The sequence below is a fragment of the Curtobacterium flaccumfaciens genome, from assembly GCF_051548005.1.
Lineage (GTDB): Bacteria > Actinomycetota > Actinomycetes > Actinomycetales > Microbacteriaceae > Curtobacterium.
The window spans coordinates 1-13,074 of sequence record NZ_JBPUGH010000099.1 but is presented as its reverse complement, the minus strand read 5'-3'; the positions used below and the strand labels follow the sequence as shown (position 1 = coordinate 13,074).

Here is a 13,074-nt window from a genome sequence, read left to right as displayed (position 1 = left end):
ATGAGAAGCCAACCGCCCTGCGCCGGGAGAAACAACACTCCCTGAGCGGCGTTGATCAGTCCGCGACGACGCCGGTAGACGTCGCGCGGATCACCCGGGTAGATCGTCATAACGCCAAGCATGCCCCGGCCCCGTATGGTCGCCTCGAAGACCTTCGTTGCGACGACTCCTTGAAAGCACCGATCGGTCAACGGACGACCTCTCCACACAAGTGCGCAACACTCATCAGGTGAAGCTCCTCGTCGTCGGCCCTCTCGCGTCCGGCAAGACCACCATTGCGCGTCACCTGCAGTCGACGACGATCACGATCGTGGACCTCGACGACGAACTGGTCCGGCTGAACGGGGGTGTCTACCCCGACATCGACACGAGGAAGGCAGTCGTCGCCCCGAGGGCCCTTGCCGCTGCCGCCGCACTGTCCGACGTGGTCCTGCTGCACTCCACGTTCGATCCGGGCGATGTGCGTGCGCTGCGCGCTGTCGGCTTCATGACTGTGCTGCTTGAGGTCTCGCATGCTGAGTTGACGCGTCGCCACCGCCTACGTCTGCGGGAAGAAGGTTGGAGCAATGAGGACTGGGCCGACGACAATCGTGCTCAGATCGCCGAGTTGCGACGCCTGTCGCTGTTCGACCACATCGTCGACGCGGAGCGCCCTCCTGCCGTCGTCGCCACCGACCTACTGAGACTGACCGCAACATGACCTGCGCTGTGCTGTGGTTCGAAGGGGGTCGCCCCCGCACGACCGAACCATGGACACGCACTTCTCGTCGCCCTTCGATTCGAGCAGCACTGGTCTCGTTGTCCCGGTCAACCATCGTCTATCGGACACCATTTGCCGGCTGAGCCAAACCCATCCTTCGTCCTCGCTGGGGCGTTTGATGGCCATCGCGTACTCGTAAGGGTGATGAACTGGTCGAGATCGACGACGTAGTTCGGATCTACCGGTCGCGTGTGTCGTCAGTCAGGAAGCCACCACGCGCTCGGCGCTCCTGCAGAGAATCGAGTTCCTGAAAGAACGTGACTTGCCAACCAGCAGGACCCTGCACGCGCGCGTTCTTCGACCGGAACGGCGTCGTTGTAGGAGGGGCGAGGAGGTCGGCTCCCGCCTCGGTCGTCCTCGCGACGGCGCGCTCGGTGTCCTCGACCTCCAACGCGATGCGGAGCGAGGGAGGACCGGGCGGCGTCGAAGGTATGCCCTCGACTTCGTCGATATTCCTCGCGTGGGTGCGGGTGGCAAGTTCGATCGTGGCGATGCCCGCGTGGAGGATCGCCACCCGGTCGTCGCCGTCCGTGGCGAACGCGACCTGCTCGGGCATGCCGAGCGTGTCACGGTAGAAGCGGACCGCCTCGTCGAAGTCGTCGGTCTCGATGATCAAACGAAGCTGCTTCGGAGTTGTGGGGTTCGTCATGACTCCCACTCTCGTTCCTGACGTGCGCGTCAGGGGCAAGACCCCATCGACGACGAAGCTGCGCTAGGCGGTCGAGTTCCTGCAAGATCGCATCCTGCTCGCTGCGCAGACGCGCTTCGGCCGCGTCGACAGCAGACCGCAGCCGATCGGTCGATGCGACGGGATTCGATAGCGCAGGCAGGAGCACACCGATGACCGAGCTGCAGAAGCCAGCGGCCAGCAGGTCGCGGATGGTGGCGACGACACTTTCGTGGTGTGGACCGTAGACCCGCTGCCCGGCGGCGGTTCGTTGCGGCGTGAGCAAGCCCTGCGCCTCGTAGTAGCGCAGCGATCGCACGCTTACACCGGTCCGGGCAGCGAGTTCGCCGATGCGCATGCCCCTTATCCTGCGGCATCGGCATCGGCATCGGCATCGGCATCGGCATCGGCATCGGCATCGGCATCGGCATCGGCATCGGCATCGGCATCGACATCGACATCGGCATCGGCATCGGCATCGACATCGGGTATCTCGGAAGCGGTGTCCGATGACCGATCGGCTATCGGACAGTGACGATCTCAGTCGACTTCGTCGGGGCGGTACGGCGCTGACGCGCCGGCGTAGAAGATGACCTGAGCGTGTGGCCCGACATCGCTCTGCAAGCGCCCGGCAGTTCTAAGTCCGAGGGCGCGGGTCTCGGCGTTGCCGAACGGCGTCCCGACTCGTTCGGTGAGAGAACGCCAGTGGACGAGTGCTTTGGCAATTCCCTCACGAGCACCCGCAGCAAGCGCCGATCTGACGTCGCGCTTCCCGTCGTGCAAGTACTCGACATCCGTCCCTGTTCGCTTGCTTGACAGTACGACGGCCGTCCCCGACTCGTTCACCATGTCGATGCCTTCGCCTGCGCCGCACCAGACGTGCATGTCGTCACCGAGCTCGAGCTGGACGCGGCTCGCGAGGGAGAATGCCTCGCCCCTGTGGGCGGCCAACACCTCAAGGGACCTCGAAGGCGACGGGACGGGGCGGGACTCTTCACGGTCATCGAAGACCGCGTTCCGAACCTGTTCGAAGACGTCGTTCCACGCCTGCAGGTCGCGCCGGAGGGATGAGCTCAGTCCGAGGTCCGCGGCTTCCGCGACGCCGAAGCGTTCGCCCGACCGCGATCCGCGATACCACAGCGGGGAATCGTCGACCATGTACTCGGCCATCACGAGGATGATCACGCTCAACCACCAGGACAGCGTACGACGGCGTCCGGCAGAGGATCGGCTAACGGACGGGAGGGAACGCCAGTGGCAGGCTCGGCTCATGAAGGTTCCGGGCTGGCTCGCGGCATTCCTCCTGGGTGCGGTGGCTTTCGTGGTCGGTGTTGTCCTGCAGCTCACCGGCTCTCCGCACATCGGCCTCGCAATCTCGATGGTCGGCGTGATGGTGGCAGTCGTGGGCGGCCTGTGTCGTCCGCGAGGCTCGCACTGAAGCGACCATCGCTCGTGCGCGTGGTCCTTTAGCTCACTACCTGGCCGTCGTCCGATGGCCGATCGTCTAAGGGACACGGCGTGCGACCCTTTTCTCATGGTCGACGATGAGGTTCCGCTGGCTGGCGGCAACGCTTCCGCGAGCGTCGTGCGCGTGGGTGACACTGTTCGGAAGCCCGCTCTTCCGTCAACATCCTCCGTGTCTCGGTTCACCGCCCACTTACGATCCCAAGGCGTCGACGTGCCGTCTGCGCACGGTTTCGACGACTACGGTCGCCAGGTCCTCGAGTACGTACCGGGTGATCTCGCGATGGACCTCGGGCCCCTCGATGAGAAGGGGCTGCGGCGGGTCGGTGCGCTGGTGCGCCGCATCCACGACGCAGGTGGTGAGTACTCGGCGGACGACGGCGTGTGGGACGTGCTGATCCCACCGCCCGGGCCGGCTGATCTGGTGTGCCACAACGACCTGGCTCCGTGGAACCTGATCGTTGGTAAGCGGTGGGTCTTCATCGATTGGGACGGCGCGGGGCCGAGTACTCGCTCATGGGACCTCGCCTACGCAGCGCAGTCGTTCTCGATGCTCGACGACTCACGACCGGTGCCAGAAGCAGCCCAACGTCTCCGCTGGTTCATCGACGGGTACGGCCCAAGCGAAGCACTCCGGGCGGAGCTGCCAACGGTGATGATCGAACGCAGCGACGCGATGCACGCACTGTTGCAGCGAGCCCATGCCGACGGTTGGGAACCGTGGGCGACCATGTACACGACCGGTCATGGTGAGTACTGGGCCTCCGTTTGCGCCTACCTCCGAGCCAATCGCGGCGCTTGGGTGGACGCGCTTCGGTCGCAGTAGCCCATCGGCTACCGAGACGGCGACCGCCGGCGCGGCGGCAGCTCCGGATACCGTGGACGGATGGGGGAGAAGGACGATCAGGCGCCGAGCGCGCTCCGGTTGGTGGGCATGCTCGCCGCGCTCGTGCTGGTGCTCGGTGGCGTGGTTGCCGCGGTGGTGTTCAGCGTCGGCGCCTCGGTGCACCGGGCGCTTGGGCCGCAAGAGACCGACGACGGCAGCATCTGCGAGCCGCTGAAGGGCGAGTGCAGTCGCCTCGGGCGGACGTCAATCGAGACGACGTTCAGCGTCAGACTGCCGCCAGACGCGCAGCTCAAGGCATCGGGTGCGAGGTCGCTGATCAAGGCGTCCGAGGCGTGGGTCGTGGCATGCGTTCCGGACGTGAGCGCGCTGCTGCAGAACGCGGAAGATGCTGGATTCGTGGAGTCGGCGGTGTCCGACTACCCGGAACGGCACGACTGGTCGGACAGGGGTCCGGTGTCGCAGGAGGTGCGGCTGGTCGCACCAGACGGTGGTGCCCAACGACTGGACGTCGGCAGCAGCTGCGAGGTGGGCACATGGGTCTACCTCGGGTACTTCAAGGACTTGTGAGCCGGTGCGAGCGCGCCCCGGCTACGTGAAGAACACCAGGGTTCCGACACCGATCCAGGCGAAGAAGACGCTGGCCAGCGCCGCGAGGCTCGTGAGGCTGGTCGCGATGATCGCGGAGACCTGTTCCTTCCAGGTCCGGAGCGCGCTCGTCGCGATGACGAGGGCGAGCACGGCCGCGGGAAGCGTCCCTATCAGCGCGACAGCCTGCACCGTCGCCGCGGCCCGGTCGTCGGCGGTAGGGGGCATGCTCCCGGCGTCGTAGTCGAACTGGGACGGTGGAGTCTGCGCAGCAGGATCGAACGCCCCGGTCGCCCAGACCACGATGCCCGTCACGATGATCAGCGCGATGGAGACGAGCGCTCGGACGTTGAGCGGAGCGCGCTGCGTCTGCCCCCGGAACCCCATGTGCCGACACTAGTGTGGCGCGATGAGCGTGCGCGAGGAGGGGCGATGACTCAGACGCCAGGATCACCGGCGGCCGCGGACGGTCATCCGCAGCTCGGCTCCGTCCACAAGAACGGCGATCGCCGCTTCGGGATCAGGGAGCTCCTGGCGAGCGTCTACGCCGGCCGCGGGACGCCGCAGGCGTCGAACCTCTACCGCTCGAGCGTGACCGAGCACATGCGCGACGTGCGCGTGGGCGACGAGCTCTGCGTCAAGTGGGACGGTGCTCACTGGTGGGCATCGTCGGTCGCAGGCACGGTCGGCCGGCTCACCTGGTCGAAGAATTTCCGCGAGGAGACCGCGTACGTCACCGACGGACGCAGCCCGTACGACTTCGACGACGGGACGCTCCACGTGCGGAGCGTCACGGTCAGCGCCGCCGGCGAGGTCGTGAACTGCGGCGGATACGTGGTGCCCGACGACTACGAGCCGTCGGATTGGCCGATGACGCCGATGCCGGATCCGGCGGAGCGCGAGCTGACCGTGACGGTCAGGTTCCCGGTGCCCGCGCCGGGACAGTCACCCGTGCCGGAAGCGAGCACCGAGACCAAGGCGCGACCGGGCTGGCTGCACCGGCTGCTCGGGCGCGAACGCGAGGGAGAGCAGCGATGACGACGTACACACCACGAGAGCTGGCAGTCGAGCTCGGCTACACGAACGAGTCGCGGCCGGGGAAGGTGGTGCGGGACTACCTGCGCTCGAGGTACCCAGGGCACACTGACTATGAGCGCTGGGAGCTCGACGAGGCGCAGGCCGATGACGTGCGCGCGAACGTGCCGCGCTGTTGACACTTAGTGGCGAGAAGTGACAGCAGCAGCGGAGTTGTCGCCACCGAAGAGTGGTTGCAGCGAGGCTCAGGCGGGCGGGAAGTGCGCTGCGATTGCGCCGGCGACCGCGGTTACGTCGACCGTCCCCTCGAGCGTGGACAGGCGCTTGGCGAGCCGCTTCGGCCAGCAGACGTCGATGCCTCGCACCGTGAACGAGCCACTGAAGAGCGGCCAGTCCGCATCGACGAAGCAGAGCACGCCGTGCACGGAGACCGGACCGACGACGGCCTGCACGAGGGTCACCTGGTGGAGCACGCTGTCGACGAGCTTGGTGCGGTCACTACCGACGACGAGCTTCTCGGTCCGGGGTCGGAACAGCCCGCCTTCGACCTGCAGGCGAGGCCGCTTGTTCCGGTAGCGCTTCGCGTCGACGACCCAGACGCCAGCGCGGGTGATGACGATGTGGTCGATGTTCGCGCGGGACCGGGGGATGCGGCGGTCGTGGAGCACGACGACGTGCTCGGAGGCGATCGCGTCCAGCGCCCGGCCGACCTCGGCCTCGCCGGCTGCGCCGGACTTCCACGCGACGGTGCTCTGGCGTTCGCCCGAGAGCGCGACGGCGATCGTGCCGATGGTGCCGTCGCCCCACGTCTCGCGGATCTTCGCCTCGTCGCTCGCCCGCCGGCGGTCGTACTCGCGCTGAGCGGAGGCGCCGGCGCCGGTGGTGTCGTTCGTCCCCATGGCTTCCATCCAGTCAGATCGACAGCGCGCGTCGCCAGCCCCAGTGCGAGGCGCGGGTGCTGGCCGCGTACCGGTTGTACCGGTACCGGAACGGGTTGCATTGTGTGGCCGCCTGCGTGCGAAGAAAAAGAACGTGCACCCTGGTGCACTGGCGGTTCGGCATCCCGATGCAGCCGCCGCGCGGGCGCCCCTCAAGAACTTGAGTGTCGTCGCGAGATTGTGCACGAGTTTCGGGCCGAGGATCGCTGCTGCCGCGGAGTACCAGGCATCGCGCTGGCCCCTTGACGTGCACAATCCCGCGACAGGTTCGTGCGCGGGTGTGTACTCACGCGTCATGGCGGCTCGATCGAGCGACGACGTCGCAAACCCCCGCGCCTTCGCACCTCATCCTCATCGCGACGGACACATGTGCGCGTCTGACGGTCCCTCTGTGTCCGCTCGCTGAAGCTGACGCAGCATCCGCGCAAACCTCCCCTTGGCGTTGAGGCTTCGCGTCTTTCCTGTTCTCCACGCGAACAGGTCGTGCTTGCGCCATTCGCGCATCACGTAGAGCCGAAACTTGCTCCTAGCGAGGTAGTGGTCCCGCGAGCTGACGCCTTCCGGGCGCGGTGAGGGAATTCCGTCCGCCTCCGGAAGGAGGTGATTGAACACTTCGTTGAACGTCGGGCCACGACCGAATCGCTCCCTGTGCTCTTCAATGAAGAGTGCTGCGGCACGCGCCCACTCCTGCGAGCGATCGGGAGCGAGCAGGTCCTCGATCACGTAGGACCAGCTCGCTGGAGGCGGCGCGTCTTGACTTGGCCACCATGCCACGCGATTCTCAGGCATCGTCGACCTCGAGACCCGCAAGCTTCAGCGCGGAACCGTACGCCTCGATCTGCGCGGTGGAGGCAGCGATCGCGGACGCCAGCTTCTCGCTGCACTTCTGGGCCCGCCGCCCGGAAGCGCTGAACCAGGTCCCGTTCCCATTCACCGAACTCGACGACGCGGAACACCCGGGAATGACGGTCGACCTCCTCGCCGTGTGCGTCTCCACCGACCAAGCCGTCATCGACCTCGCATTGCCCCTGCTCCCGGCGATGCGGCACGGAGCCGTGTTCGGGCAACCGGCGGAGTCCGGAACGAACCAACGCTGGTGTTCGAATCGGCGCGCACTCGTGCTGTCGAGCAGGCCCAGTATCCAACGGATCTGGTCTCGGTAGGACCGGAACTCGTCAGCGAGCTTCGAGTTGCTGGCGCTGCTGAGGGTGTTGATGAACACGGGACTCCTGTCTGCCGTCGACGCTGTGATGGTCGTGGTCGTGGTCGCGGCCGACGACGAGGTACCGGTACTCACCGTCGTCCTCCGGGCGCCACCAGATCCGCCAGGCGAATTCCTCCTCGTTGTCGAGCAGAACGAGCATGTGCCGCACCTAGTCCGGCATCGGCCGCAACGTCCGTTCAGGATGCTGCCGATGCGACTGTTCGACTCCTGGATGATCATTCGCGCCTTCACGCATCCGAGGTCGATGCCACGACCGTCAACGCTTCGCCGGGTCTACGACAAGTCGAGGTAGCGCAGGACGTACCCGTCGGGCACGGTGCCGCTGTCCTGGAAGTAGTGGAAGAAGACGTCGGTGGCTTCGTCGGCGTCGAACACCTCGGCCGGGTGCACCGGGTGGTCGGTGCCGGCGACGTTGACCGTTTCGGTGAGTGGTTCGTCGACGTCGTGCTCGCGGCCGACGACGTAGTGGCGGAGCTGGCCGTCCTCGACGCGTTGGATCTCGACGCTCATCCGCTCGGCGCTACCGCCGGCCTGGATGTACCGGCTGTTCCAGTCCTCGTCCGAGTAGCCGGGAGCATCGGGCCAGCCGGCGGAGTCGGGCACGTACCAGAGCTGGTAGGCCCAGTCCTCGTCGTTGTCGAGCTGCCCGAGGTTGAAGCGGATTTGCTCGCGGTACGGCCGGAAGGCGTCGGTGAGCCGCATGCTGGAGTCCGAGTTGGTGGTCATGACGAACATCGGTCTCAGGGTACTTTCTGCTCGATCACCTCGGTGATCTTGATGGTCTTGCCGTTCAGGGTCGCAGTGGCGGGGTTCTCCGGGCTGACGGCGTTGTCGAACGCACGCTGCTCTGCGTTGCGGGTCGCGGTGCCGCTCTTGATCTCGACGCCGACGTAGGTGCCGTCGGGTTTCTCCGCCAGGCCGTCGTAGATCCGTCCGTTCGGGACGCCGTCCACCTTCGCCTTGACCTTGGTGGTGTCGACCTTCGTACCGAGCTGCTTCTCGACTTGCTTGATGCCCTGGGCTTCTTTCTGGGCGGCGTCGACGCGCGCTTCGTCGTTGTTCTGTGACCGGTAGGTGCCGTCCTTGCTCCGTCCGGGGTGGTCCTCGTTCGGCTCCTTCGCGCGTCGGGCCTTCTCCGCCTCGGACGCGTGGTCGGTGCGGTACGGCGTCTCGCGGTCGTCCGTCATCGCGTGGACGCCGAGCTGGCCCCCACCGGTCGCTGCCGCAGTGGCACCGGCTCCCATAAGCGCTACGCCGGCAGCGTTCAGGGGCACGCCCGCGAGCGCTCCGACACCGGTGGCGTCGAGGGCGACCCCGCCGCCTTCGACCGCTCCACCGGCAGCCATCATCGCGAGCCCGCCGAGGAGCTCGAGCGTCTCGTCAGGGTGCTCCACCATCGCGTTGCCGAGCGAGGCGAAGATGTTGCCGGCGACCGCAGCGGCGTCCTGGACGTGCGGCCAGACGATCTCGGCCTCGGCTCCGAGCACGGTGCCCCCGAGGCCGACGGCGGCCTTCGTGGTGTTCCACGCGTCCTCGAACCAGTTGCTGTGCCCTGAACCCGAGCCAGACCCGCTGCCGGAGACGTCTGCGGCGGTGTGCACCGGGTGCGCGTCGACCGCGGAGGGGGTGATCGCGTCGAACTGCGCGGCTATCGACTGCATGGTCGAGGAGACGTCGTCGTTGTAGGCCGCGACCTGCGTCCGGAGTCCGAGCTCCTCGGTGACGAGCGCCGGGACCTGCTGCCAGTGCTGGATGACGGTCCCGACGGCGCCGAGCAGGTCTCCCGACGCCGCCTGCGCCGAGGCTTCAGCGGCGACGCGACCCGGGGCGGACGCGTGGAACTGCTCGATCTGCGCGACGAGCGAGTCGTGGCGGTGCTGCAGCGCCTCGATGCCGGTGGCCGCACTGAGAGCGACCCGCTCGAACTCCTCGCCCGCGGCCTGGACCTGACGTGCCTTCTGCACGGCCGGGTCCATCAGCGGCGTCAGCGCGGGCTGGAGCGCCTCCGAGGTGAAGACGGTCGGCAGGCCCGCCCACGCGGTCGACCCGCTGGTCGCGCTCGTGAGCACGCCGTCGGTCGCGGTCGCGAACCGGCGGGCGGCGGCACGGAGGGCGTCGGCGTCGTCGGTGACGTCGACCACGTCGGAGGCGCTGAGCGCGCCGGCGAGGACGCTCATCGCTCGAACCGGTCGGTCGTGAGGGCGAGGACGCTCATCGCTCGATCCGGTCGGCCTCGCCGGCGAGGCTGCTGTCGGCGGTGAGCACAGCGTGCGCCGCGGTGGTGAGGGAGGAGCCGAGACTCGTCATCCGGGTGCCGACGTCGTCGGCGTTGCCGCGGAACCGCTCGGCGAGACGCTGCACCGCGCCGGCGATCGTCGGCGTCGTCAGCGCACCTGCGGCAGCGGCGAGTGCAGCGTCCGCATCCGCGGCGTGCCCGTCGCTCGTCGCGCCGTGCGCCTGCAGTTCGCGCACGAGTCCGCTGAGTCCGCTCTCGTCGAGCCGCAGTTCCCCGGCCATGGCACCCCCTCCGTCGAACACGATAAGCACGCCACCGCGCCCAGACGCCCGGACTGTGAGGAGCCTCAGGTGCGGTAGCGGGTGCACAGTGGACCGATGAGCACCGACGCTTCCGTCCGACTCCTCGGCGCACCGTGGGGCGACACCTCGCGCCGGGGCCGCCCCTACGCCAAGGACCCGTCGGTGATCCGCTTCGGCGGTCGGTACCTCCTGTACTGCTCACTCCCGTCCCCGAGCGACGACGAGCCCGAGGGCTGGTCGGTGGGCATCGCGGAGAGCGACGACCTGGTGTCGTGGCGCACGGTCGCCGTCCTGCCACCGTTCGGCGAGTACGACCGGAGCGGTGCGGCGGCCCCGGGCGCGGTCGTGATCGACGGTCGGGTGCACCTGTTCTTCCAGACCTACGGTCGCGGCCGCGAGGACTCGATCTGCCACGCGGTCAGCGACGACGGCCTGACCTTCACCCCGAACCCGGAGAACCCGGTGTTCCGGCCGACGGGCGACTGGACGTGCGGCCGCGCGATCGACGCTGACCTCGTGGTGGCGGGGGACTGGCTGCTCCTGGCGTGGGTCACGCGGGACCCGACGATGACGACGCAGCTGCTCGGGACCTCGCGAGCGAAGCTCGGCAGCGCGTACGGCCCGTCGGACTGGGAGCAGCTGTCCGTCGACGGCCCCGCGCTCGCGCCGGAACTGCCGTGGGAGCAGGACTGCATCGAGGCCCCGGCGCTGCGGTGGGACGGCGAGCGCTTCACGGTGTTCTACGCGGGCGCCTACAACAACGCGCCGCAGCAGATCGGGTGGGCGACGAGTCCGGACGGTCGCACGTGGACGCGCGGATCCGAGGAGCCGCTCGTGCCCGCCGGCCCGGAGGGTACGTGGAACCACTCGGAGTCGGGCCACCCGGGGTACCTGCGTGACGCGGACGGCCGCGAGTACCTCTTCTTCCAGGGCAACCCGAACGACGGGCACACGTGGCTGATCGCAGCGACCGAGCTCACCGTCGTCGACGGCACACCGACCGTGCAGACAGCCTGATCACGCCGTACGGAGGGGCTCACCAGACCGTACCGACCGGATCGGACCGCAAGCCGACCCGTGTGTCCATCACCCCGGCCCGACGAGCCCGCTCTCGTGGGCGAGCACCACGACGTGCACCCGGTCGCGGAGCTGCAGCTTCGCGAGGATGCGCCCGACGTGCGTCTTCACCGTCTGCTCGGCGATGAACAGCTCGGCGGCGATCTCACCGTTCGACCGACCACGGGCGACCAGCACGAACACGTCGCGCTCCCGCTCGGTGAGCACGTCGAGGACCTCGGTGCGCGGTACGGCCGGTGCAGGAGCGGCGACGAAGGCCTCCACGAGGTGCCTCGTCACCCGCGGAGCGAGCAGGGCCTCGCCGCCCGCGACGGTCCGGACCGCCGCGACGAGTTCCTCGGCCGAGGCGTCCTTGAGCAGGAACCCGCTCGCCCCGGCGCGGAGGGCGTCGAACACGTAGTCGTCGACGTCGAACGTGGTGAGCATGACGATCCGGACGGGCCGGTCGGCGGGCGCCGCGGTGATCCGCCGGGTCGCCTCGATGCCGTCCAGGTGCGGCATTCGCACGTCCATGAGCACGACGTCGGGCTGCTCACGCAGCACGAGCGCGACCGCCTCGGCACCGTCCGCCGCTTCACCCACCACCTCCAGGTCGTCCTGGGCCTGGAGGATCGCCCGCAGTCCCATGCGGAACATCTGTTGGTCGTCGACCACCACCACCCGCGTCACCGGCCGGCCTCCTCGGCTCGCGTCGCGGACCGTGGAGCGGACCGCTGCGCCGGTCCGGAGGTCGGCAGGGTCACCGCGACGCGGAACCCGCCGTCCGGCTGCTGGCCGTGCTCGACGGTGCCGCCCAGGGCGGCGACCCGCTCCCGCATCCCGGCGAGCCCGAAGCCGCCGTCGTCGGGCGGTGGGGCGACGACGGTCCCGGTCGACGGTGCGTGGTTGGTGACCTCGACCAGGAGCGCCGCTCCGTGCCTCCCGACCGTCACGACGGTGGACGCGCCGGGCGCGTGCCGGGCCACGTTGCCGAGCGCCTCCTGCACGACCCGGTAGGCGGTGAGCTGCGCGAGCTGGCCTGCGTCGTCGTCGGCGGCGTCGAGGTGCAGCGTGACCGGGATGCCGGCGGCGCGGGTGCGCTCGACCAGGTCGGGGAGGTCCGCCAGCTGCGGTTGCGGTGCGCGCTCGGCGTCGGCCCCTCCGCGGAGGGTGCCGAGGAGCTGGCGCATCTCGCGCAACGCGGTGCGGGAGGTGCCGGCGATCGCGGCGAACTCGGCACGCGCCTCCGGAGGGAGGTCCTGGACGCGGTAGGGAGCGGACTCGGCCTGCATGTGCACGACGGACATGCTGTGCGCGACGACGTCGTGCAGTTCGCGGGCGATGCGGGCGCGCTCCTCGACGGTGCGCCGACGCTCCTGCTCGAGTTCGACGTCCCGCCGTGCCTCGGCGAGCTCGACGCGCACCGCCCGCCGCTGCCCGATCGCGACGGCCGCACCGGCCAGCAGCAGGGTCGACCCGGCGGAGACCACGAACGTCGCGGCCCAGACGTCGGCGGGCTCCCAGCGCGACGGGGCCACGGCGACGAGGGCGAGCGTGAGGACCGTCGCGGCCGTCCAGACCGCCGCGGTGAGCCGCCAGTCGGTCCGGACGCCGAGCACCACCACGAGTACCCCGAGGCCGATGATCGCGGTGACGGGCAGCGGCCACGGGGCCACGTCGCTGCCGGCCGTCAGCGCACCGAGGCCCGCGACGGCGACGAGGTGCGCGACCGAGGCGGTGCGGGGGAGCACCGGAGCGAGGGCGAGCGACACCGACAGCACCGCGGTGACGAGCAGCGCGAGCGGCACGGGCACGGCGTACACGACCGTGGTGACGGGCGCTGCGACGGCGAACAGCGTCGCGGCGATCACGACCAGGACGAGGCGGGCGACGACGACCGGCCAGGTGGCCCACTCGCGGCGGGTCGACCACGGGCGGCGTCGCCGCGTGGCGTGCGGC

Annotated in this window: 19 protein-coding genes; 6 read left to right on the top strand and 13 right to left on the bottom strand. The window is 68.9% G+C overall.

Going from position 1 to position 13,074, the window contains the following annotated elements; all coding sequences use genetic code 11:
• Positions 1-229 precede the first annotated feature (229 nt).
• Complete coding sequence (locus ACSW7Y_RS11960) at positions 230-700, top strand: AAA family ATPase (RefSeq protein ID WP_438126505.1); 471 nt, start codon at positions 230-232, stop codon at positions 698-700.
• A 238-nt stretch (positions 701-938) separates the two neighbouring features.
• Here the strand turns inward: ACSW7Y_RS11960 and ACSW7Y_RS11955 are convergent, their stop codons facing one another.
• The 3 genes from ACSW7Y_RS11955 to ACSW7Y_RS11945 all read right to left on the bottom strand — a co-directional run bounded on the left by ACSW7Y_RS11955 (position 939) and on the right by ACSW7Y_RS11945 (position 2,618).
• Positions 939-1,409 (bottom strand): VOC family protein, encoded by a 471-nt coding sequence (locus ACSW7Y_RS11955; RefSeq protein WP_438126504.1) that lies wholly within the window; start codon positions 1,407-1,409, stop codon positions 939-941.
• Positions 1,327-1,785: a MerR family transcriptional regulator gene (locus tag ACSW7Y_RS11950; RefSeq protein ID WP_438126503.1), complete on the bottom strand. Its 459-nt coding sequence runs from the start codon at positions 1,783-1,785 to the stop codon at positions 1,327-1,329. The genes ACSW7Y_RS11955 and ACSW7Y_RS11950 overlap by 83 nt, the downstream gene beginning before the upstream one ends.
• Positions 1,786-1,967: 182 nt before the next feature.
• Positions 1,968-2,618 carry a hypothetical protein gene (locus ACSW7Y_RS11945; RefSeq protein WP_438126502.1) on the bottom strand — a complete coding sequence of 217 codons (651 nt, stop codon included), beginning with the start codon at positions 2,616-2,618 and terminating at the stop codon, positions 1,968-1,970.
• Positions 2,619-2,961: 343 nt separating this feature from the next.
• Between ACSW7Y_RS11945 and ACSW7Y_RS11940 the strand changes: the two genes are divergently transcribed.
• Complete coding sequence (locus ACSW7Y_RS11940) at positions 2,962-3,717, top strand: phosphotransferase (RefSeq protein ID WP_438126501.1); 756 nt, start codon at positions 2,962-2,964, stop codon at positions 3,715-3,717.
• Positions 3,718-3,777: 60 nt separating this feature from the next.
• Positions 3,778-4,305 (top strand): hypothetical protein, encoded by a 528-nt coding sequence (locus tag ACSW7Y_RS11935; protein WP_438126500.1) that lies wholly within the window; start codon positions 3,778-3,780, stop codon positions 4,303-4,305.
• Between the two features lie 21 nt (positions 4,306-4,326).
• Here ACSW7Y_RS11935 and ACSW7Y_RS11930 read toward each other — a convergent pair whose 3' ends face one another.
• Positions 4,327-4,710, bottom strand: coding sequence for a hypothetical protein (locus ACSW7Y_RS11930; protein WP_438126499.1), 384 nt, complete (start codon positions 4,708-4,710; stop codon positions 4,327-4,329).
• A gap of 45 nt (positions 4,711-4,755) precedes the next feature.
• On the opposite strand from ACSW7Y_RS11930, the gene ACSW7Y_RS11925 reads away from it, so the two are divergent.
• A complete protein-coding gene (locus ACSW7Y_RS11925) occupies positions 4,756-5,361 on the top strand; it encodes a hypothetical protein (protein ID WP_438126498.1) in 606 nt (201 codons plus the stop codon).
• Positions 5,358-5,537, top strand: coding sequence for a hypothetical protein (locus ACSW7Y_RS11920; RefSeq protein ID WP_438126497.1), 180 nt, complete (start codon positions 5,358-5,360; stop codon positions 5,535-5,537). The genes ACSW7Y_RS11925 and ACSW7Y_RS11920 overlap by 4 nt, the downstream gene beginning before the upstream one ends.
• Positions 5,538-5,603: 66 nt before the next feature.
• Here ACSW7Y_RS11920 and ACSW7Y_RS11915 read toward each other — a convergent pair whose 3' ends face one another.
• From ACSW7Y_RS11915 to ACSW7Y_RS11885, 7 genes are all read right to left on the bottom strand, one after another.
• Positions 5,604-6,257, bottom strand: a complete 654-nt coding sequence (locus ACSW7Y_RS11915) for a nuclease-related domain-containing protein (RefSeq protein WP_438126496.1) — start codon at positions 6,255-6,257, stop codon at positions 5,604-5,606.
• 390 nt (positions 6,258-6,647) lie between these two features.
• Positions 6,648-7,019, bottom strand: coding sequence for a hypothetical protein (locus ACSW7Y_RS11910; RefSeq protein WP_438126495.1), 372 nt, complete (start codon positions 7,017-7,019; stop codon positions 6,648-6,650).
• 58 nt (positions 7,020-7,077) lie between these two features.
• The gene (locus ACSW7Y_RS11905) at positions 7,078-7,518 is read right to left on the bottom strand and encodes a hypothetical protein (protein WP_438126494.1); all 441 of its coding nucleotides are present in this window, start codon (positions 7,516-7,518) and stop codon (positions 7,078-7,080) included.
• A complete protein-coding gene (locus ACSW7Y_RS11900; protein WP_438126493.1) occupies positions 7,472-7,660 on the bottom strand; it encodes a hypothetical protein in 189 nt (62 codons plus the stop codon). Before ACSW7Y_RS11900 ends, ACSW7Y_RS11905 begins: the two co-directional genes overlap by 47 nt.
• A gap of 134 nt (positions 7,661-7,794) precedes the next feature.
• Positions 7,795-8,256 carry a hypothetical protein gene (locus ACSW7Y_RS11895; protein WP_438126492.1) on the bottom strand — a complete coding sequence of 154 codons (462 nt, stop codon included), beginning with the start codon at positions 8,254-8,256 and terminating at the stop codon, positions 7,795-7,797.
• A gap of 5 nt (positions 8,257-8,261) precedes the next feature.
• Entirely contained in the window at positions 8,262-9,698 is a 1,437-nt protein-coding gene (locus tag ACSW7Y_RS11890) for a hypothetical protein (protein ID WP_438126491.1), read from the bottom strand.
• A gap of 34 nt (positions 9,699-9,732) precedes the next feature.
• Positions 9,733-10,038: a hypothetical protein gene (locus ACSW7Y_RS11885; protein WP_438126490.1), complete on the bottom strand. Its 306-nt coding sequence runs from the start codon at positions 10,036-10,038 to the stop codon at positions 9,733-9,735.
• 96 nt (positions 10,039-10,134) lie between these two features.
• Between ACSW7Y_RS11885 and ACSW7Y_RS11880 the strand changes: the two genes are divergently transcribed.
• Entirely contained in the window at positions 10,135-11,076 is a 942-nt protein-coding gene (locus ACSW7Y_RS11880; RefSeq protein WP_438126489.1) for a family 43 glycosylhydrolase, read from the top strand.
• Between the two features lie 69 nt (positions 11,077-11,145).
• Here ACSW7Y_RS11880 and ACSW7Y_RS11875 read toward each other — a convergent pair whose 3' ends face one another.
• Both ACSW7Y_RS11875 and ACSW7Y_RS11870 read right to left on the bottom strand, forming a co-directional pair.
• The gene (locus ACSW7Y_RS11875; protein ID WP_438126488.1) at positions 11,146-11,805 is read right to left on the bottom strand and encodes a response regulator; all 660 of its coding nucleotides are present in this window, start codon (positions 11,803-11,805) and stop codon (positions 11,146-11,148) included.
• The coding region (locus ACSW7Y_RS11870; RefSeq protein WP_438126487.1) for a sensor histidine kinase at positions 11,802-13,074 on the bottom strand (1,273 nt) is incomplete at its 5' end. The genes ACSW7Y_RS11870 and ACSW7Y_RS11875, both read right to left, overlap by 4 nt.